We start from the raw sequence: 20,216 nt of genomic DNA on the forward strand, positions 1-20,216 counted from the left end.
CAATACACCAAAAGGGCATGCGCATAAGTCGAAAACCCTCGAAAGCCAGCAAATTCTGCTTCCTTGCGTCTTCAAACCTTATGATACAAACCCTTTGGTGTTTCATCTCAGGTGTTTCCCTGATTATACCCTATTTTGACGAAGAAATTCAGAATTATTGGTTCCAAGCATCTTCTAATTGTGGTTTTGCGTTTTCAATCAATTGATCGACATCTTGATCTGTATTAGACAAAATGTTTTCCATGATTGAACGCATTTCATTGTAAGCAGGATCAGCATTTTCAATCACTGGGATCGAGAACAATTCTTTGGTTGCATCTTCTAATTTGGCAGCCACTTTTGTTTCAGGATTGTTTTTGTATTCATCGCTTTCCAAAACAGATTCAACAACTGGCATGTAGCCGGTATCGATTGCCCATGTTTTTTGCGCTTCTGGAGAAGTCAAGAATTTCATGTATTCAAAAGCAGCAGTACGTTGCTCTGGTGTTGCGCTGTTGAACATGTACAAGTCAGTTCCTTGTTGCAAGTTGATTGGTTCTGGACGAGCTGCTACGTCATATTCAAATTTGCCTTCGGTATCTTTTTTAACAAAACCTTCCCCTGCGATTGAGCCGACATACATTGCGACTTGCTCGTTGGCAAATGGTCCAGACAAGTATTGATCAGAACCAGCGATTCGGAAGTAGCCCTCTTTGACACCATCCAGGTAGTAGTTGATGACTTCTTTTGATTCATCGCTGTCTAGTTGCAAGTCTTTGTCAAAATCAACACCTTGGTTTTTCATTGCGATGGCGTAGTAGTTGTTTAATGAGTCAAAACCAGCACCTACTACTTCACCGTTTGATTTTTCATAGATTTCTTGAGAAGCTTCTTTTAATTCTTCAAGGTTTGTCGGTACGTCAATACCATACTCGTCTAACATGTCTGCATTGTAGAACAGCATTTCTGTTGATTTGTTGAAAGGAATCCCGTATTGCACGCCGTCGATCTGCGCGCCTTCTAAAAGGGCACTGCGGATTTCTTCTTGGTCACCCCAACCGATAGTATCATCGTTGATGTATTCGCCAAGGTCAACCAACATGTCATCTTGGGCAGCATTCCATAACCAACCAGGATATGCTTGGGTGATAGTTGGTAGATCTTTTGGTGAAGGCAAGGTTGAATTCACCTTTGCTTGTAGATCAGAGTAGCTGGATTGGTTTTGCAATTCGATCTTGATGTTTGGATTTTCGTCCATGAATTGCTCCGTCAATTTCGTCAATGATTCTTCTTGCGCACCATTCATTGCATGCCAAAAGGTGACAGTCGTATCTTCGCTTAGTTCTGTAACGATTTCATCACTTTCGGTAGAACCAGATGAATCGTTGTTGTTTCCACAAGCCCCTAATACCAATGTCGCGGCTGCAGCTGCTGCAAATGCAAGTTTCTTTGTTTTCATTTTTTCCTCTCCTCTATCACTCTAAAATAATTTTTTCACCGCGTTGCGGCAATATTCTTTCACCGTACGGATTCACCAGATTTTCTGGTTTCAGCGTATGGATTGGAACCAATCGTTGGGGCTCGATCCAGGCAATGATCTGATCTAAATCAGCTGGTTTTGCATGTCCCGAGTTTGGCAAACGGACAAATTCGATCTCCAGTGCTGCCAGTTGATCCAAAAAGACTTGATAAGCTGGATCAAAATCGCCTAACGGCTGCGCATCACTGTGAATATACAATCCACCTGTTTGCAAGTTTTCAAAATGCGCGACTGCTTGCCAAAGGTACTGGCTCGTGTCGGCACATAATGCCTGATAAGAAATGGCGAAGGCTGGATCGAGAGTCGCTGGTACTTGATCATCGATCGTATAGAACGGTACATCTTTATTGAAAATTTCTTTCAACAAAGCAGCTTGCGTCGCCTCTAAAACAACCGTCCGCGGCGCGGCTTCAACAAGCGCCATAAAGCGCTCAACATTGGCTGGATAGCCATTGAAGGTAATTTGTCGTTGGGGATTTTCTTTGACCAAACGCACGAAGGTCTCAATCAATTCTGTTTCACTTTCCACCGTGATCGCTTTGGGGTCCGGTTCTCTTTCTGGGAAGCTGATGCTGACCCCTTCCATCATCAATAGATCCGTGTGTTTGGCTAATTGACAGAATTCTTTGGTACGCTCTGGATGATAGCCATGCAAACGCAAATCACCGGTATAAGCGATAAAATGATCCGGCGTGCGAATTAACAAGGCCGCCGCACCGTACGCATCATGATCGACTGGAATGATCTCGACTTCGATTTCCCCGATCCGAATCACATCATGGGGTTCTAAGCCGATCAATTCACGGACAAAGCTTTTTTCCTCATGAGGAACGGGCAGCAAGAAGTCCCCTTTTTGATTCAACACTTCGAGGATCGCTTTGGTTTCCTTCAAGGTGTACATAGGAATATTTGGGTCTAAAAAGTTGATCATCTTGGAATGATCCAGATGGGCGTGGGAAAGAAAAACTGCTGTTTCTTGGTATTCTTTCGTTTCGCTTCCTTGGTACGTGTAGTCTAAGCGTGGATCGTAGACATTTTTCAGTTCTGGTATCCAGCGATGCGCAACTAACGTTTGTAATTCTTCATCTGGTAAGGGTGTTTCTGGATGATACTCCGAACCGAAATCAAAAAAGATATGGGCATCTTTGTACGCAACTTCGATGACGGTTCCTCCAATCGTTAAAATTCCGCTATGGAAGGTGATCGTTGTTTTATCCTTTGATGCCATCTTTAGCCACTCCTTTGATAATTTCTTTTCTAAAGATCAAGTAAATGATCAGAATTGGAATGACGGTCAAGGTCGCTGCCGCCATTTGTAAATGAACGTCACTGCCGCTTTCTGTGGTAAAGGCAGCCAATCCATTATTTAAGAGACGGTATTTTTTCTCATTCGTCACTAACAACGGCCATAAGAAAGAATTCCAGCTAGAGATGAACGTCAGAATCCCGACTGTCACCAAGGCTGGTTTAGACATGGGGATCAAAATTCGGCGGATATAAGCTAGGTCGCTGGCACCGTCAATTTTGGCTGCCTTATAAAAGGTATTAGAAATACTTTGTAAATAACCGTTTAAATAATAGATGTAAAAAATACTGGTCAGAAACGGAATGATCAAGGCACTATACGTATTCAATAAGCCCATTCGAGCAATCGTATTGTAATTGGTAAAGATGATGGATTCATAAGGAACCATCAGTAAGGAGATCATCAAACCAATCACGAGACGCTTGTATTTGAATTCAAGACTCGTTAATGCAAAAGCAGCTAAAATTGCCGTGATCAGCGTCGCTATGGTAGTGACCGCTGAAACAAAGACCGTATTGAAGAAGTAGCGTAAAAACGGTGCTCGGGTAAAGACTTCCCCGTAGTTGCTCCATTGGAAGGACTCTGGCATGATCGTCGGTGGAATACTGGTTGCTTCACTGTAGGTCATTAGACCAGCTAAAATCATATAGACAAAGGGAAACAGCGTGATCACTGCTAAAATTGCTAAAAACAGCATCGAAACAATCGTGACAATTTTTTTCATTCGTTTATTCGCCCACTTTCTTCAAAAGTTTATTTTGGATAAAGGTGACGAGCAAAATAATGATAAACAAGATCACGGTTGCCGCCATTGCAATCCCCGGACGTCCGGCGATATGGAATTTGTCGTAGATATAAAAGACTGCTGTCGTGGCACTACGAGCGATCCCTGGCTGGCCGCCAAACAAAGCATATACTTGGGTATAAACTTTAAAGGCACTGATCAGATTGACCGTCAACAAGAAAGCAAAGGTCGGGATCAACTGCGGAAAGGTGATTTTCCGAAAAATTTCGCCATCGGTAGCGCCAAACATTTTTGCGATTTTATAATGTTCTTTGTCGATGTTGCGCATTCCTGCCAACAAGATAATAATGTTGAAGGCGAGGCTCGTCCAAACGCCGAAGATGATCAAGGTCGTCATACTCATGTTGACGTTATCTAGCCAGTTGACTGGCGCAATGCCGACAAGACCTAGCAGATAATTAATGATCCCGTAAGAGCCATTGAAAAAGTAACGAAACACGATCCCGATCGCAATCGTACTTGTGACATAGGGCATAAAGAAGATCGTTTCAAAAAAACTTTTGTATTTGACTTTTTCAAAAATGATCCAAGCAATCGCTAATGAGAGAATCAGCGAGATCGGCACGACCGCAAAAGCAAACAGTGCTGTGTTTTGCAGTGCTCGAAAGAATACGGGGTCCGTTAAAACCCTTTGATAGTTCTCAAGCCCAGCATACTGTTGGTTAATCAAGGTTCCTTTTTGGAAACTCATGATGAAAGAACGAAACAGCGGATACACACTGAATAAGAAAATAATGACCAATGAAGGCAGTAAAAACAGCCACGCCTTTGGTTGATTCTCAGGGTTATAATTTTTTTTGAACATTAGTAGACCCGCTCTCCTTTTTCATCAAAGATAAAGGCTTTTTTGTAATGAAAATCAAATGACACTTGCGCGCCTTCTTCAATGATCTCTTCAATACTAACGATCGATTTCATATGTTTTGCAGCCAGATCAAAGTTCAAGATTCGTTCTCGTCCGATCAGCTCCACACTCTTGATTTCTGTTTGGAACAACCCCGTTTGTAAGGTGGTCAGCACATCTTCTGGACGAATACCTAACGTATATTGGCCGTCTGTCAATGGTTTCTTGAAGCGAATGTCGGTAAAGCGGTCAACTGGGATCGTGAATGCTGGATGGATCATTTGTCCCTCTTTGACTTCTACTGGCAAGATGTTGATGATTGGATTACCAATGAATTTCGCTACGAAAAGATTGTTTGGTTCTAAGTAAAGGTTTTGCGGATCATCATTTTGTTGAATGATCCCTTCATTCATCAAAATAATCTTATCACTGATAGAAAGAGCTTCTTCTTGGTCATGAGTCACGAAGATCGTAGTGATTCCTACTTCTTTGACTAACCGACGAATTTCTTCACGGATCTTCAAGCGCAAACGGGCATCTAAGTTACTCAATGGTTCATCCAGCAGTAACACTTCTGGACTTTGCACCAAAGCACGAGTAATGGCGACCCGTTGCTGTTGTCCACCGGAAAGGGTTCCTGGTTTTTTCTGACTTAATTCTTCAATATTGGTCAGCTTCATGAACTTTTCAGCAATTTTCTGTGCTTCGTTTTTCTTGATTTTTTTCTCTCCGACTGTCAAGGGAAACATGACATTTTCTAACACAGTCATATGGGGATAAAGGGCATAGTTCTGAAAAACAAACCCGATATTGCGGTCTTTCGGCTCCGTCTTAACAACGGAAGTACCATTAAAGCGGATATCACCATCGGTGGGACTTAACAACCCCGCGATCAAATTCAATATCGTCGATTTCCCGCAACCACTAGGTCCCAACAAACAAACCAAATCGCCTTTTTCTATTGTAAAATCTACTGCTTTCAAGGCTTCGAACTTATTATCAAAAACCTTCTTCAACCCGACTACTTCTATCAAAACTGCCCCTCCATTTTCTCTTTTTCCTCCGAATAGTTGACTGGCATTTCAAGTCACAAAAAAAACGAACTCTTGATGTTTCGGTCAAACGCTCAAAGAAATTCGATTTTAATCATAACAAACGAATGTTTTTATTCGATACTATTATTGTAAATGTTTTGTAAAAACCAATGGGAATTATGAAAGAATTTTTAATTAATTTACCAAACAATGAGAAAACGATGAGTGATTCAAAGGGAATTCTACCCGCTAATCCCGAACGTTTCGTCATTTTTCGAAAATTTTCATGAAAAAATGAATGAATTTTATCAAATATACATACCTGTGTATAATAACACTATTTTTACACAGCTTTTTTATCAAAAGCACCCTTATTAAATACTTACTAAAATCGTCAGTATCTCTCCGATTAAAATAACAAAAAAGGACGGTTTCCCCAAAGAAAACAATCGTCCTTTTTCCCCTTCAGTTATTCGACTTCATCGATCGTCAACGTCAGCAATTTCGTTGAGACTTGCTCAAGAAAATAACGGTCGTGTTCAATGATCAGCATAGAAGGCTCCACCAAATGGATTACTTCCTCTAATTGCTTCTGATTGAAGACATCCAAATAATTCAGAGGTTCATCCCAGATAAACAATTCTGCTGGTGTTGCTAATGATTTGGCTAGTTCCACGCGTTTACGCTGCCCCATGCTCATTTGCTGGATCGGCGTTTGAAAAACAGCTCTTTCCAAGCCAAGTTTTTTCAAATTATTTAGCAGATCTTGATAATTCAAGCCATGTTCTTGGGCAAACTCTGTCAGCATCCCACAGTTGTCCTCGTAGTTTTGTCGAACATAACTGATGGTGATCCCATGGGCTGTTTTGATCTTCCCTGTCTGCTGTCCTTCGAAAGTACCTAAAATACTCGCAATCAAACTGGACTTGCCAGATCCGTTGGCCCCTTGAATCCCCAAGCGCTCTTTTTGACGGATCGCAAACGTCAGCGGTTTAAACAAAGGCTTCTCATAGCCGAGCTGAAAATGCTCTGCTTCCAGCAACACGTCATGATGGCTAACAAGCGGGGTCATTTTCAGAGGATCGATCCACTCAATATCTTTTAACAACGCAGACTTGTCTTGAATTTGATCTTCCATCCGTTTAACGATCGCTTTCGAGCGCTTCATGGTCCGTGCCGCTCGGGCACCGATCGCCCCCGTATCATAGATTGCCCCACTGCCTTTTTTGGTCGGCGACCCTAATTTGTCCCGTTCGCGTCCTCGGGACCACTCCGCTTTCTCGGCTGCCGTCTGCTTCAAACGACCGATTTCTTTTTTCAACTTGCTGTTTTGTTCTTGCTCATAGGCATCTTTTTGCTGCTTTTGCAGTTCATAAACTGAATAATTCCCTTTGTACAACACCAAGCGGCTTTTTTCGATCGCCAATACATGATCGACGACTTCATCGACAAACTGTCGATCATGGCTCACAACGATAAACCCGGTTTTTTGCTGCAAATAGCGGGCAACATGTTGGCGAGCAGTCACATCCAAATGGTTGGTTGGCTCATCGATCAAAGCAAAATTCTCTTCATCAACGAACAAACGCGCCAATAGAACTTTCGTTTGCTCGCCGCCAGATAAAGTGGCAAAGGGCCGCCAAAGAACTTCTGGATCAAGTTGCAGCAGGTTCAATTCTCGTTCCAAACGCCACTGCTCAAATTCACCGGATTCTTGTAAAACAAAAAGCGTCAGTTGCTGTTCGTCAGCGACTGTTAAGGGAAAATAAACGAATTGCTGCTCATGGGTAATCGAGCCGCTATAAGGCAATTCATTGAGCAGCAAACGCAGCAAGGTCGTTTTGCCGCGACCATTTCTACCAATCAACCCTAATTTCCATTGTGTATCAAGGTTCAAGTTGGCATCCTCAAAAAGCAACCGTTCCTGGCTATCAAAGCCAAAAGTTAAATGATTAATACTGATATTCGACATAAATATACCTCGTCTCTATTCACGGAATAGAGTAGACCTAAAGCTATTTTCAGAATCAGTTTTTAGAGGTACACAAAAAGATCCTCCATTGAAAAAGTCAACCAATCCTGAAAATCTGCAGACTATCCCCTTGGAGGAACAGTTTCATGCAGCTTTCAACAAATTGGTTAATTTTTCAATGGAGGATCCCTCATTTCGTTTAATAGTGCCCTAAGTATAGCATTGATCGACAAAAAAGCGCAAGCTTGCTATTCCTTGCTATTTCAACTTTATATTTTGTTCACAAACTATCCCCGCTTTTGATGGAAATATTTCATTAAAAAACAAAAAAAAACCATCAGGTTGGTTAGTCCTGATGGCAAAAGGAGTAAAATGAAAAATAAAAAGGTTGTTGGTTGTGAATTCATTATACCTCCGATAAAAAAATTTTACATGTGAAAAACATAACAGTTAAATTAAATAACTCTTGTTTAACTTGAATGTTTATCATTTTTTTAACAATAAAGCGGTCATCCGTTGGATAGCAAAAGAAATTTCGTCCGTTGCTTCATCTTGCTTAGCTTCAGCTGAATCAAAGGCTTCTTGGTCGATTTTGTTATCCAGACTCAAAATCATCTCATCACAGCCGGCAACATATTTCATATACGCTCGCTCGAATTTTTTATGGATCCCCATCACATTCGCTGGTGGACGCAATTTGCTGATTTTTTCCAGCATCAAGCGGTATTTGTCCGTGCCTTCTTTAAAAATTCTGGTAATCTCAGCTAGCCGCTCAGGTGTTACCTCTGCTTCTTTCTTCTCGTCGATCGCTTTGCGGATCTCTTCATAATTGGGATTCATTTTCTCCCCGATCGCTTCTGTTTCTTTGACAAGATCGTTGATTGTTTGTACATAAAAACCTAAGTTTGGTCGCACAGTGGGTCCCCTACTTTCTTTGTTATTATCTTCTATTTTACCGTTTCTTGCTGCAAATGAAAAGGTCAAGAAACAGCCATAGGGTTTATCGAAAATAAGCCAGCAAAAAAAGGCCTGCTGCCCATGGAGAAGGACAGCAGACCATTCGTTGTTTTTCTGTTTATTTTTGGCTTATTTGCGTCCCATTGCTCGTTGGATCGCTTTGACGATCTCAACGACTGGAATGATCGCAAAGGAGGCGCCTAAAACGATGCCCCATTGATACAAGTCAAGGTGTGCGACACGGAAGATATCATTCAATCCTGGCACAATGAAGATCACTAGCATCAATGCAAAGGAAAGTAGGATCGCCCAGTTGAAGGCTTTGTTTCTAAATGCTCCTACTTTAAAGAGCGACTGATGGATCGATTTGACGTTGAAGGCATGGAACAATTGCATCAATCCTAACGTGGCAAAGGCCATCGTTAAGGCATCGGCATGGATCGCATCGTACGTATTGTGAACGGGCCATTGGATCGCTGACCAATAAACGAACAGCACGGTTGCTGCTTCTAAGATCCCTTGGTAGATGATACTGCTCATCACACCACCGGAGAAGAAGTTGGAACTGCGTCCCCGCGGTGCATGTTTCATTAGATCTTTTTCAGCAGGCTCCATTCCTAAGGCAATTGCTGGGAAGGTATCGGTTACTAGGTTGATCCAAAGCAAGTGGATCGGCAATAGCGAGTCCCAACCCCACAAGGTTGCTAAGAACAAGGTCAAAACTTCCCCTAGGTTAGCGGCTAGCAAGTATTGAATCGCTTTTTGAATATTGGAGAAGACTTTACGTCCTTCTTCCACCGCTACGACGATCGTAGCAAAGTTGTCATCGGCTAAGACCATATCGGAAGCACCTTTAGAAACTTCGGTACCTGTGATCCCCATGCCAACACCAATATCGGCTTGCTTCAGTGATGGTGCATCGTTGACCCCATCACCGGTCATGGCAACGACTTTGCCTTCTTGCTGCCAAGCTTTGACGATGCGGACTTTATGTTCCGGCGATACCCGCGCATAGACTGAGTAGTGGGCTACCTTTTGGGCAAACTCTTCTTCGCTCATTTTATTGAGTTCAGCGCCGGTCAAGACAGCATCATCATCGCTCGGTTTGATGATCCCTAAACGTCCCGCAATGGCTTCAGCTGTATCCCGGTGGTCTCCGGTGATCATGATGGGACGAATCCCAGCTTCTTTGGCTAAACGTACCGCATCGGCTGCTTCTGCCCGTTCTGGGTCAATCATTCCGACTAAGCCAGCAAAGACCAAATCATTTTCGACGATTTCTGATTCTAAGTTTTCTGGCACTTGATCTACGTATTTGTAGGCCATTCCCAATACCCGCAGCGCTTGTTTTGCCATATCGGTATTGTTGAATAAGATTTTTTCTTTTTCTTCATTCGTCATTGGTAGCTCTTGGCCATCCAATAGTACTTTTGAGGTTCTGCCTAGTAAGACATCCGGTGCACCTTTGACAGCAACTAAATAGCGGCCGTCTTCTTGTTGGTGGATCGTACTCATAAGTTTTCGGTCAGAATCAAAGGGCAGATCCGCTACCCGTGGTTCTTGATTGACGAGATCCCGCACATGGAATCCTTGATCCATCCCGAATTGCACCAATGCGGTCTCGGTCGGATCACCGATCAAGTTGCCTTCTTCACCAAATTTTGTATCATTGGCAAAGTTCATGACTTTTAATGCCATGTTGTCTAACGGAATATCTTCTGAAGCAGCATGTTGTTTGTTATTGACATACAATTTTTCCACGGTCATTTGATTCAACGTCAAAGTACCAGTTTTATCAGAAGCGATAATATCCGTTGCCCCAAGGGTTTCAACCGCTGGTAATTTACGGATCACTGCATTTCGTTTCGCCATTACTTGCGTACCTAAGGCTAAGATGATCGTTACGATCGCTGGCAGCCCTTCTGGGATCGCCGCTACTGCTAATGAGATCGAAGTCAATAGCATGTCGACCCATGACGTATTGTTAAAGATCGTTCCAACAAAGAACATGATCACTGCAATGATAATGATGGCGATCGTCAGGAATTTTCCTAGTTCATTTAAGTTACGTTTCAATGGTGTTTCGGTTTCTTGGGCGCTAGCTAGCATGCCAGCGATTTTCCCAACTTCGGTTCCCATTCCTGTATTGACCACGACCCCTTTTCCGCGGCCATAGGTCACATTACTGTTTGAATAGGCCATATTGACGCGATCGCCGATCCCGACATCCGTCCCTTCGATGACAGTCAATTCTTTTTCGACTGGTACGGATTCACCGGTCAAAGCGGCTTCTTCAATTTTTAACGAACTTGCTTCTAAGAGGCGTAAATCTGCCGGTACGACATCGCCAGCTTCTAATAGGACAATATCCCCCGGAACCAATTCATCGCTCTTGATGGTGACGGTATGACCATTACGCAGTACATTGGCATTTGGTGTGGACATTTCTCTTAGTGCTTCGATGGCCTGCTCTGCCTTTGCCTCTTGAACAACACCCATGATCGCGTTGATAATGACAACTGCTAAAATAATAATTGAGTCCACGACTTCATGGGAAACGACTGCTGAGATAATTGCCGCCGCTAGCAAAACGATGATCATCAAATCTTTAAATTGCTCAAAGAATTTTTGTGCCATCGATTTCTTTTTGCCTTCTTCTAATTCGTTGGGACCATACTCAGATAAGCGTTTTTGCGCTTCATCGTTCGTTAATCCATTGGCATCTGTTTGCATTTCTTCCAGAACATGCTGCGCTTCTTGCGCATAAAACGCCTGCGATAGCTGCTCCTTTTTGTTTTCTTCTGACATGTTTCTCCTCCTTTTATACTTACTCTTCCTTTATTGTACATGATATGAAAAAAAATAGACTTATGTATGCACTGTCTAAGCATACATAAGTCTCACTGTTTAAGACAGCACCAGAAATTTCTTTCAGGATGGTGATACTGCCGCAGATAAAATCCGCCAATTACTCCCTCATGTTCATATCAATAACCTACATTATACAAAAACTTTTCGGGTCTGGCAATTTTATTTTCGCTGAAATTCAACAAAGAATTTCTCTTAAAAATCAAGCGATGACCGAGCCGTTTGGCATGCCTTTTGGCGCTTCCACGATTTGCAGACGACCATCATTGTCTTCTGCAGAAAGGATCATTCCTTGGCTGACTTGCCCCCGCATTTTCCGTGGTTTCAAGTTGGCAACGATCACGACTTTTTTGCCGATCAAATCTTGTGGTTCTGGATAAAATTCAGCAATCCCCGATAAAATTTGACGATCTTGATCATCTCCCGCAGCTAAGCGGAATTGTAGCAGCTTGTCGGCCCCTTTGACTTTTTGACAATCAACGACTTCTGCCACTTTTAATTCGATCTTGTCGAAGTCTTCGTATTTGATCTCGGCTTTGTCTGATTGCAATGTGGTTTCTTCTGGATTCCATTTGACTGTTTCTTCTGGACTTTGTGTCCCTTCAGCCATTTTCTTTTGGATGTAGGCTACTTCTGTTTCAAGTTCCAACCGAGGGAAAATCGGTGTGCCTTTGGCAACGACTTTCGTGCCACTTGGAAATTCACCAAAGCGTAAATCTTTCAGATCCATGGCAACAGAAGCCAGTCCTAATTGTTGGAAAATGTTGGCTGGTGTTTCTGTCATCACCGGTTGCAATAAGATCGCAACGATGCGTAAGCTTTCCGCCAAATGAACCATCACACTGTTTAATTCCGCGCGCTTTTCTTCTTCTTTGGCTAACACCCATGGTTGGGTTTCGTCAATGTATTTGTTGGCACGGGAAATCAATGTCCAAACTTCTGACAATGCCGTACTGAATTCCATTTTATCCATGGCTTCATGGTAACGACCAACCACATTGGCCGCAGTCGTTGACAGCTCGCTATCAAAAGGCGTTACTTTTGAGGCATAATCGGGCACTAAGCCATCACAATATTTATTGATCATGGCGATCGTCCGATTCAGCAGGTTGCCTAAGTCGTTGGCTAGATCGTAGTTCAAACGAGAAACGAAATCTTCTGGTGTAAACACACCATCGCTACCAAAAGGAACCGCCCGTAATAGATAGTAACGCAACGCATCTAAGCTGTAGCGCTCCACTAACATTTCTGGATAAACGACATTGCCTTTTGATTTCGACATCTTGCCGTCTTTCATCATCAACCAGCCATGACCAAAGATTTTTTTCGGTAAGGGCAAGTCTAAGGCCATCAGCATGATTGGCCAATAGATCGTATGGAAACGCACGATTTCTTTCCCAACCATATGCACGTCAGCTGGCCAGTATTTTTGGAACAAGGAATCGTCCTCTGAGCCATAGCCTAATGCCGTAATATAGTTAGATAACGCATCGATCCAAACATACACCACGTGTTCAGGACTAGCCGTGACAGGAATGCCCCATTTAAAGGTCGTTCTGGAAACAGCCAGGTCTTCTAAACCTGGTTTGATGAAGTTATTCAGCATTTCATTTTTGCGTGATTCTGGTTGAATGAACTCTGGATGTTCATCATAGTATTGAACCAAACGATCGGCGTATTTGCTCATGCGGAAGAAATAAGAAGATTCCTTCACCAATTCTACCTCATGACCGCTTGGCGCTTTGCCGCCGATGACTTTGCCCTCTTCATCTCGGTAAACTTCTGCTAATTGCGTTTCAGTAAAGTATTCTTCATCAGAAACAGAATACCAGCCTTCATATTCACCAAGATAGATATCGCCTTGATCAAGCAATTGCTGGAAGATTTTTTGAACGGCTGTTTTATGGTAGTCATCCGTTGTACGGATAAATTTGTCATAACTGATGTCTAGTGTGTTCCATAATTTCTTGACGTCAGCTGCCATTTTGTCGACGTATTCTTGCGGATCTACGCCAAGTTCTTCTGCTTTTTTCTCGATTTTTTGACCGTGCTCATCGACACCCGTTAAATAAAAGACATCAAAGCCCATCAATCGTTTGTATCGTGCTACCGCATCACAAGCGATCGTCGTGTAAGAATTCCCGATATGCAGCTTGCCGCTTGGATAATAAATTGGCGTCGTAATATAGAATGTTTCTTTTTCAGCCATGGACGCAAGTCCTCCTTTTCACTAGTAAAGTGTATACTTAGGTAGTATACAGTTCGCAACCCAAAAATGCTATAAATTTAATCAAAAAAGCGGACATAATAAGACCTTTCTTCATGCTCTAAAAGAAGCAAAGGAATCGTTTTCGTCCTTAAAACGCAGCAAATAAACCAGCAGATTTGAGTATTTCTTTTCTACTAGTTATCATAGCGCAGATAGCCGTTCACTTCAATGTTCTAGGGGAAGAATCTGATCCTGACAACGAATCTCATAAGAAATAAAGGTGTTTTATCTCTCTTTGATTAACAGGTACTTCTTTTGCTATAATGAGGAAGACTTCTCTTATAGAAAGGAACGCTATGACTCGAAAAAACAAACAGCATTTTTTGCTTTTAACCGCGCTTTCTGTGGGGCACTTGCTCTTTTCAACCACAGGTTACCCCTTTTTGTTTGCTTACTTCAACAGCCATGATTACGCGGCGCTTTTTGCGACAGCGCTGGCAATCCTACGGGTAGCTTTTCTGCTATGGATCGCTCTTTGGGGCTATTTAGCACTCAAAGAACACCCTCGGTCTTCTTGGCTTTATCTCGCACTGTTTTTCATTAATTTGATCGTTCCTTATTTTTTCCGTTAAGGAAAACCATCGCGCTCAGTTACTTACTTTATCTAAGGCAGGAGAAACCAATGAAAGAATTTACCTCAAAATCAGCTGAAAAACACTACTATGAGAAAGAAGCTTCTGAAGCAGACTTTCTTACGTGGTATCAGGCACAAGATCAGCCGAAATACGAGAAACCCTCCGTAACCGTCGATATGGTGTTGATGTGTTACAACAAAGAAGAAGAACAACTCAAAATTGCGCTGATCCAAAGAAAAGGCCATCCCTTCCGCAATTCTTGGGCATTGCCGGGGGGCTTCGTCAATCCGAATGAATCGACAGGCCAAAGTGTGATCCGTGAAACCCAAGAAGAGATCGGGGTCACTATCTCCAAACAAAACATCGAACAGCTGCACACCTTCAGCACCCCTGGTCGTGATCCGCGTGGGTGGGTAATCACCGTCAGCTATTTGGCATTTATTGGTGAAGAGCCCTTAAGTGCTGGGGACGATGCGAATCAGGTACGCTGGTTTTCTCTGGAAAGAAAAGCCAATCAAATCTATTTGACCAGCGGTGAGATCGAGATCATTCTTGACCTGGTGACTGGTGCCTCTGTTGGAAAAGATACGCTGGCTTTTGACCACAGCGCGATCATTCTCAAAGCCTTCAAACGGGTTGCCAACAAGATGGAACACGAGCCGCAAGTGCTTCTTGTATTAGGCAAAGATTTTACGATCACGGAAGCCCGCAAAGTATTCGCCAAGTTTTTGGGGATCGATTTCAAAATGATCGATCATTCCAACTTTAAAAAATCCATGCTTCAATATTTTACGGAGGTCGGCGAAAAGCCCGTTGGCATCGGGCGTCCCTCAAAGATCTATCGCTTAAATGACGCATTTTTAGGTGATAAAATGTAAAAAAATACAACCCCCTGCTAAACTGTAGTTTGGCAGGGGGTTGCTGGTTAATCATAATTAGTGAACGTGGTTCCTAGAAACAAAAATCATAAAGATTTTTTCTATACCCTAGGCGATCCCTGGCGTTCCTTCCAGTTCAAGCAGATCAGCTGCTCATTTCGCCTGAGAGCCGCTCTAGCTTCTGTTGGTCCTGCGTGTCCAACGTGACAAAACGCAGTTCTTTGCCGTACCACTGCGCTTTGTACTGGATTTTGCGAACAAACTGATGCCAATCGCTGATGCTGTAATGACCGGCTTTTAGAACCGTTTCTTCAGCAATTTGTTCCAAATAGATTGTATCGTACTGTTTTACGAGATGATAACTGACTTGATCGATGAATTCCCGCTTTTGACAGCAGTGAAAACGATAGAGGCGAGCGACTTTTCCTTTTAGCTTCTGATAATTCCGTGCCTGAGTCAAAAGGATTTTTTTCCGTTTGACCGCCGTAGCTTTCACCTGAAGTTTGCGTTCTGCTCGTGTCAGCTTCTGTTTTGTTTGGATCGCATGCTCACAAGTGACCGGTACCGATTGGTTGGCTTTGATCAGCTGCTGCGGATCATAAACAACCGCGATAGACGCTTGCTGTTTCGGGAGTGGTGTGATCTCTTCCAAACAAAGAATCGAGATATAAAACTCTTCATTGTTTTTCGCTGAGATCGTTGCCGATTTGATTTTCCCTTTGATCTCCCGATGCTTTTTTACTGGAACCAGTGTTTTGAGCTTTGGCAGCTTGATTTGATCCTCTTCAAAGTAAATGGTGTGCTGCTGATTATTCGTAGTATACGATTGCCAAATACTTTTTTTGGTTTTCATTTTTGGAAAGCCAGCCCGCTTTTGAAAGTAATTTCGAAACGCTCGGTCCAGATTCCTTTGTGCATTCGCCAATGCCAAACTATCGGTCTCCTTCAAAAAAGGATACTCCTTTTTTAGTTTGGCTGGCGTCAACCCTTGCTTTGCTTCATTGTTGGCCAGCTCCTCCATCTTCGCCTCCAGCAGTTGATTGTACGTAAACCGAACACAGCCGAAGGTTTCGATGAAAAACTGTTTTTGCTGTCCATTAGGATAGATCCGAAATTTGTATGCTTTTAAAACACCCAGTTTCATCTCCTCCTAACACTCCCTATACCTTTGACGCTAGTTCCCCTTTTTTTGTGCTAACTTTTCTTGGTAGATCTTGGCTTCTTGTTTCGTGGCATAAACGAAATGTCCTGGTGCGATCTCTTCCATTGCTCGTTCTTGGTTATCGTTTGGTTCGCTGACGTATTTGATCCGTTTGCGTTGACGCTCATGGTCAGGATCTGGCAGCGGAATCGCTGATAAAAGACTTTCAGTATACGGATGGACCCCGTAATGATAGATTTCATCACTGGTTCCTACTTCTAGCAGTTTGCCGTTGTGCATCACGCCGATCCGATCGCTGATGTGTTTGACCATCGATAAATCATGGGCGATAAACAAGTACGTCAATTTATGTTCTTCTTGCAGATCTTGCAGCAAGTTGACAACTTGGGCTTGGATCGAAACATCCAATGCCGAGATCGGTTCATCACAAATGATGAATTTTGGATCGACGGCTAATGCTCGGGCGATTCCGATCCGCTGACGTTGTCCCCCTGAAAATTCATGAGGATAACGGGTCCCATGACTTGGGTTTAGTCCGACGGTTCGCAAGAGTTCATCCACCCGATCATTGCGTTCTTTTTCATTTTTAGCTAATCCGTTGATATCGATCCCTTCGGCAATAATGTCGCGAACTTTCATCCGTGGATTCAAGGAGGCATAAGGATCTTGGAAGACCATTTGAACTTCCCGGCGAAAATCAGCCAGCGGTTTCTTGCCTTTGATTTTCATAACATCTTGTCCATCAAAAAGAACTTCGCCTCCGGTAGGATTATTCAAACGAATCACCGTCCGTCCAGTGGTCGATTTTCCGCTTCCGGATTCACCTACTAGACCAAAGGTTTCTCCTTCATAGATTTGGAAGGAGATATCATCGACGGCTTTGACTTCGTCTTTGCGGCCAACGTTAAAATATTGTTTGAGATTCTTTACTTCAAGTAAAACTTTTTCCAACCGTTTCTCCTCCTTTAGACAGATGCCTGAGTATTTTTTTCTTGGAATTTTTTCCAGCGAATCAAGATCTCATCCGGCGGAGTTACCTTCGGTGCTTGCGGCGCTAACAGCCACGTTGCTGCTTTGTGGGTCGGTGAAACATCAAAGAACGGCGGTTGCTGTTCTGCATCGATCTGCAAAGCAAATTCGTTTCGTGGATAAAAAGCGTCCCCGGTTGGCGGGTCCAACAGATCCGGCGGTGAACCAGGAATCGCGTACAAACGATCGCCTGTCCCTTCTAACGTTGGCATCGAACCCAACAAGCCCCAGGTGTATGGATGTTGCGGGTTGTAGAAGATTTCTTCTGCGGTGCCCACTTCGACGATTTTCCCACCATACATCACGGCTACTCGGTCAGCCACATTGGCAACGACACCCAAGTCATGGGTGATAAAGACGATGGACGAATTGATTTTCTTCTGAATATCTTTTAATAACTCTAAGATCTGTGCTTGGATCGTTACATCCAATGCAGTCGTCGGTTCATCTGCAATTAAGATCTGTGGGTAACAGATCAGCGCGATCGCAATAACGATCCGCTGCCGCTGACCACCCGAAAATTGATGCGGATAATTTTTCAAGCGTTTCTCAGCATTCGGGATGCCGACAAGGTTCAGTAATTCCAACGCTTGTCGCAAGCCCTCTTTTTTACTGATTTTGTTGTGCTTCATCAATGACTCTGCCACTTGCTTGCCAATCGGCATCGTTGGGTCTAGTGAAGTCATTGGATCTTGGAAAATCATGGCGATTTCCTTGCCACGGATTTTTTGCAGTTCTTTTTCGGATTTTTTCAAAATGTCCGTCCCATTGAAGAGGATCTGGCCATTATCGACATTGGCATTGCTGGCTAATAACCCCATGATACTGCGGGTTGTCACGGACTTTCCGCTCCCGGATTCGCCCACGATCGCCAAGGTTTCTCCTTTGTATAGATCGAAACTGACATCGCGGATCGCTTGGACTTTCCCAGCAAAGGTGTCAAAAGAAATTTCTAAGTTTTTCACTTCTAAGACTTTTTTCATAGCAATCACTCTTTCATTTTCGGATCAAAGGCATCACGCAAACCGTCTGCCAGCAAATTGAACCCAATCATAATCACAGACAAGGTCACAGCCGGTACCCACATTTGGTAAGGCAGGAACAAGAAGGTTTTGTAGCCATCGCTTAGTAGCATCCCTAAAGATGCTGAAGGTGGTTTTAATCCTAGCCCAATAAAGCTTAGGAAGGCCTCGAAGAAAATCGCCGAGGGAATACTGAACATCATTTGTACGATGATCACGCTGGAAATATTTGGTAATACGTGTTTCATCGCAATCTTAAGACGGCTTTCCCCCAGCGTTGTTGCGGCTAAAACGAATTCCTGATCTTTCAGTTTCATTGTTTGGGCCCGTACGATCCGCGCCATTGGAATCCAGTTAGTGATCGCCATTGCTGCCACGATCGAGAAGATCCCAGGTTCGAAAACTACCAGCATTAAGATCATTACCACCAAGTTGGGAATACCTGATAAGATTTCTAGGAAACGTTGCATCACATTATCGATTCGTCCACCTAAAAGACCAGAGATCAAACCATAGGTTACACCAAAGATGATATCTAGCATCGCTGCGATAAACGCAATCAATAAGGAGATACGTGTCCCTACAAATAGACGACTCAATAAGTCACGACCTAATCCATCCGTTCCTAAAAGGAAATATGTCCCGTCAGGTACATTGGCAGCTGCATACTTATCTACTAGCTCGCCTCCCACCATCGCATAGCCGTTTAAGCCATTGATGTTGATACCGGGAATTTTCGGCGGCAGATTTGTAAAGGTCACATTTTGCGCGGTCGGATCATGTGGCGAGACAAAAATGGTAATGATTGAGATCGTAATAATGATCAGCAACAAAACGATTGAGAAAACAGCGGCTTTGTTCTTTTTCAAACGACGCCACGAATCTTGGAAAAAGGTTAATGAGGGGGTTGCGATCGCTTCACGCTCTTCATTGGTATTTTTTTGTAACGGTTGAAATTTGGCTGCATCGATGGCAGCAACATCATTTGCTGTGTAAGGTTTCTCTGCCATTAGCCACGACTCCCTTCTGAAACTCGGATCCGCGGATCAACGATTCCATATAAAATATCAACAACAAGAATCACAAAGACCAACATTGCGGAATAAAGGATCGTTACCGCCATGATCGTCGGATAGTCATTGGTCATGATTGATTTTACGAACTGTTCACCGATACCCGGGATCGCAAAAATATTTTCTACGACAAGGGAACCAGTCATCAAACCGACAGCTAGCGGTCCTAACAACGTCAATAACGGAATCAAACTATTCCGCAAACCGTGCTTGAAGGCAATTTCCCAGCGGCTCAAACCTTTTGCTCGTGCCAACTCGACATAATCACTATGCAGCACTTCCACCATCTCGGTTCGAATAAACCTAGCGGAATCCGCTAACGGCGACATCGCTAAGGCGACGGTCGGTAAGATCGTGCTGGCAAAGGTCTCCCACTTGGCAATCGGCAAGATCCCTAGTTTGATGGCAAAAATATATTGCAGCAAAACGGCAAAGACAAAGTTAGGGATCGAACGCCCTAAGATCGCCACTAAGGTAGACGTTGTGTCGACCCAAGTATTTTGTTTCATTGCAGAGATCGTTCCTAAAATAATCCCAAAGAAGGTACCAAAGATGATCGCTTGTAGTCCTAGTTGCAGTGAAGGTCCGATTCTTCCTGATAATAAATTCGCTACTGGCTGGTTTTTAAATTGGAAAGAGATCCCAAAGTCACCTTTTAGTAGATTGGTCAAATAAAGCCAATATTGGGTAATGATCGGTTTGTCCAATCCTGCTTGCTCATTTAGCAAGGCAATTTGTTCTGGACTTAATTTTTCAGCATTCGTATATGGTGTTCCTGGCAAAAATTGCATCAAGAAAAAGGTGATCGTGGCAATCAGCCATAATGTTAAGACCATGTAGAACACTCGTTTCAATAAATATTTCAAAAAGCTGTTCACGCAGTTTCCCCCTTAAGTATTTTGA

Annotated in this window: 16 protein-coding genes; 2 read left to right on the top strand and 14 right to left on the bottom strand. The window is 43.2% G+C overall.

The window, feature by feature from the left end:
- Window positions 1–154: 154 nt before the first annotated feature.
- From IGK63_RS13640 to metG, 9 genes are all read right to left on the bottom strand, one after another.
- Window positions 155–1,438, bottom strand: a complete 1,284-nt coding sequence (locus IGK63_RS13640) for an ABC transporter substrate-binding protein (protein WP_016612916.1) — start codon at window positions 1,436–1,438, stop codon at window positions 155–157.
- Window positions 1,439–1,454: 16 nt separating this feature from the next.
- On the bottom strand, window positions 1,455–2,747 hold the full coding sequence (locus IGK63_RS13645; protein WP_005233728.1) for an MBL fold metallo-hydrolase: 1,293 nt from the start codon (window positions 2,745–2,747) through the stop codon (window positions 1,455–1,457).
- Complete coding sequence (locus tag IGK63_RS13650) at window positions 2,731–3,549, bottom strand: carbohydrate ABC transporter permease (RefSeq protein WP_005228015.1); 819 nt, start codon at window positions 3,547–3,549, stop codon at window positions 2,731–2,733. The genes IGK63_RS13645 and IGK63_RS13650 overlap by 17 nt, the downstream gene beginning before the upstream one ends.
- A gap of 4 nt (window positions 3,550–3,553) precedes the next feature.
- Window positions 3,554–4,435, bottom strand: coding sequence for a carbohydrate ABC transporter permease (locus tag IGK63_RS13655; protein ID WP_008379450.1), 882 nt, complete (start codon window positions 4,433–4,435; stop codon window positions 3,554–3,556).
- Window positions 4,435–5,508 (bottom strand): ABC transporter ATP-binding protein, encoded by a 1,074-nt coding sequence (locus tag IGK63_RS13660; RefSeq protein WP_005233711.1) that lies wholly within the window; start codon window positions 5,506–5,508, stop codon window positions 4,435–4,437. Before IGK63_RS13660 ends, IGK63_RS13655 begins: the two co-directional genes overlap by 1 nt.
- A gap of 469 nt (window positions 5,509–5,977) precedes the next feature.
- Window positions 5,978–7,480 carry a ribosomal protection-like ABC-F family protein gene (gene abc-f, locus IGK63_RS13665; RefSeq protein ID WP_101699362.1) on the bottom strand — a complete coding sequence of 501 codons (1,503 nt, stop codon included), beginning with the start codon at window positions 7,478–7,480 and terminating at the stop codon, window positions 5,978–5,980.
- Between the two features lie 486 nt (window positions 7,481–7,966).
- Window positions 7,967–8,395: a hypothetical protein gene (locus IGK63_RS13670; protein ID WP_034872150.1), complete on the bottom strand. Its 429-nt coding sequence runs from the start codon at window positions 8,393–8,395 to the stop codon at window positions 7,967–7,969.
- 171 nt (window positions 8,396–8,566) lie between these two features.
- Complete coding sequence (locus IGK63_RS13675) at window positions 8,567–11,245, bottom strand: cation-translocating P-type ATPase (RefSeq protein ID WP_016612920.1); 2,679 nt, start codon at window positions 11,243–11,245, stop codon at window positions 8,567–8,569.
- Between the two features lie 262 nt (window positions 11,246–11,507).
- Complete coding sequence (gene metG, locus IGK63_RS13680) at window positions 11,508–13,514, bottom strand: methionine--tRNA ligase (protein ID WP_005233704.1); 2,007 nt, start codon at window positions 13,512–13,514, stop codon at window positions 11,508–11,510.
- Window positions 13,515–13,870: 356 nt separating this feature from the next.
- Between metG and IGK63_RS13685 the strand changes: the two genes are divergently transcribed.
- Together IGK63_RS13685 and IGK63_RS13690 are read left to right on the top strand one after the other, a co-directional pair.
- On the top strand, window positions 13,871–14,146 hold the full coding sequence (locus tag IGK63_RS13685; protein ID WP_034872151.1) for a hypothetical protein: 276 nt from the start codon (window positions 13,871–13,873) through the stop codon (window positions 14,144–14,146).
- Window positions 14,147–14,196: 50 nt separating this feature from the next.
- On the top strand, window positions 14,197–15,027 hold the full coding sequence (locus IGK63_RS13690; protein ID WP_005233702.1) for an NUDIX domain-containing protein: 831 nt from the start codon (window positions 14,197–14,199) through the stop codon (window positions 15,025–15,027).
- Window positions 15,028–15,172: 145 nt separating this feature from the next.
- Here the strand turns inward: IGK63_RS13690 and IGK63_RS13695 are convergent, their stop codons facing one another.
- From IGK63_RS13695 to opp3b, 5 genes are read right to left on the bottom strand one after another with little or no spacing between them, the layout of a single operon-like run.
- Window positions 15,173–16,171: an RNA-guided endonuclease TnpB family protein gene (locus IGK63_RS13695; RefSeq protein ID WP_008379437.1), complete on the bottom strand. Its 999-nt coding sequence runs from the start codon at window positions 16,169–16,171 to the stop codon at window positions 15,173–15,175.
- A 30-nt stretch (window positions 16,172–16,201) separates the two neighbouring features.
- Window positions 16,202–17,140 (bottom strand): ABC transporter ATP-binding protein, encoded by a 939-nt coding sequence (locus IGK63_RS13700; RefSeq protein ID WP_005233685.1) that lies wholly within the window; start codon window positions 17,138–17,140, stop codon window positions 16,202–16,204.
- A 14-nt stretch (window positions 17,141–17,154) separates the two neighbouring features.
- Complete coding sequence (locus IGK63_RS13705) at window positions 17,155–18,207, bottom strand: ABC transporter ATP-binding protein (RefSeq protein WP_216593164.1); 1,053 nt, start codon at window positions 18,205–18,207, stop codon at window positions 17,155–17,157.
- On the bottom strand, window positions 18,207–19,250 hold the full coding sequence (locus IGK63_RS13710; RefSeq protein ID WP_005233683.1) for an ABC transporter permease: 1,044 nt from the start codon (window positions 19,248–19,250) through the stop codon (window positions 18,207–18,209). The genes IGK63_RS13705 and IGK63_RS13710 overlap by 1 nt, the downstream gene beginning before the upstream one ends.
- Window positions 19,250–20,191: an oligopeptide ABC transporter permease gene (opp3b, locus tag IGK63_RS13715; protein ID WP_005233681.1), complete on the bottom strand. Its 942-nt coding sequence runs from the start codon at window positions 20,189–20,191 to the stop codon at window positions 19,250–19,252. Before opp3b ends, IGK63_RS13710 begins: the two co-directional genes overlap by 1 nt.
- Window positions 20,192–20,216 lie beyond the last annotated feature (25 nt).

Origin of the sequence: Enterococcus sp. AZ040 (genome assembly GCF_050499185.1) — a bacterium.
GTDB classification, from domain to species: domain Bacteria; phylum Bacillota; class Bacilli; order Lactobacillales; family Enterococcaceae; genus Enterococcus_D; species Enterococcus_D entomosocium.

Bases quoted from the DNA above. Each gene is read 5' to 3' on its own strand.
- metG (WP_005233704.1), bottom strand. From the start codon at position 13,514: ATGGCTGAAAAAGAAACATTCTATATTACGACGCCAATTTATTATCCA.
- IGK63_RS13675 (WP_016612920.1), bottom strand. From the start codon at position 11,245: ATGTCAGAAGAAAACAAAAAGGAGCAGCTATCGCAGGCGTTTTATGCG.
- IGK63_RS13695 (WP_008379437.1), bottom strand. From the start codon at position 16,171: ATGAAACTGGGTGTTTTAAAAGCATACAAATTTCGGATCTATCCTAAT.
- IGK63_RS13685 (WP_034872151.1), top strand. From the start codon at position 13,871: ATGACTCGAAAAAACAAACAGCATTTTTTGCTTTTAACCGCGCTTTCT.
- IGK63_RS13645 (WP_005233728.1), bottom strand. From the start codon at position 2,747: ATGGCATCAAAGGATAAAACAACGATCACCTTCCATAGCGGAATTTTA.
- IGK63_RS13690 (WP_005233702.1), top strand. From the start codon at position 14,197: ATGAAAGAATTTACCTCAAAATCAGCTGAAAAACACTACTATGAGAAA.
- IGK63_RS13655 (WP_008379450.1), bottom strand. From the start codon at position 4,435: ATGTTCAAAAAAAATTATAACCCTGAGAATCAACCAAAGGCGTGGCTG.
- abc-f (WP_101699362.1), bottom strand. From the start codon at position 7,480: ATGTCGAATATCAGTATTAATCATTTAACTTTTGGCTTTGATAGCCAG.
- IGK63_RS13710 (WP_005233683.1), bottom strand. From the start codon at position 19,250: ATGGCAGAGAAACCTTACACAGCAAATGATGTTGCTGCCATCGATGCA.
- IGK63_RS13640 (WP_016612916.1), bottom strand. From the start codon at position 1,438: ATGAAAACAAAGAAACTTGCATTTGCAGCAGCTGCAGCCGCGACATTG.
- IGK63_RS13650 (WP_005228015.1), bottom strand. From the start codon at position 3,549: ATGAAAAAAATTGTCACGATTGTTTCGATGCTGTTTTTAGCAATTTTA.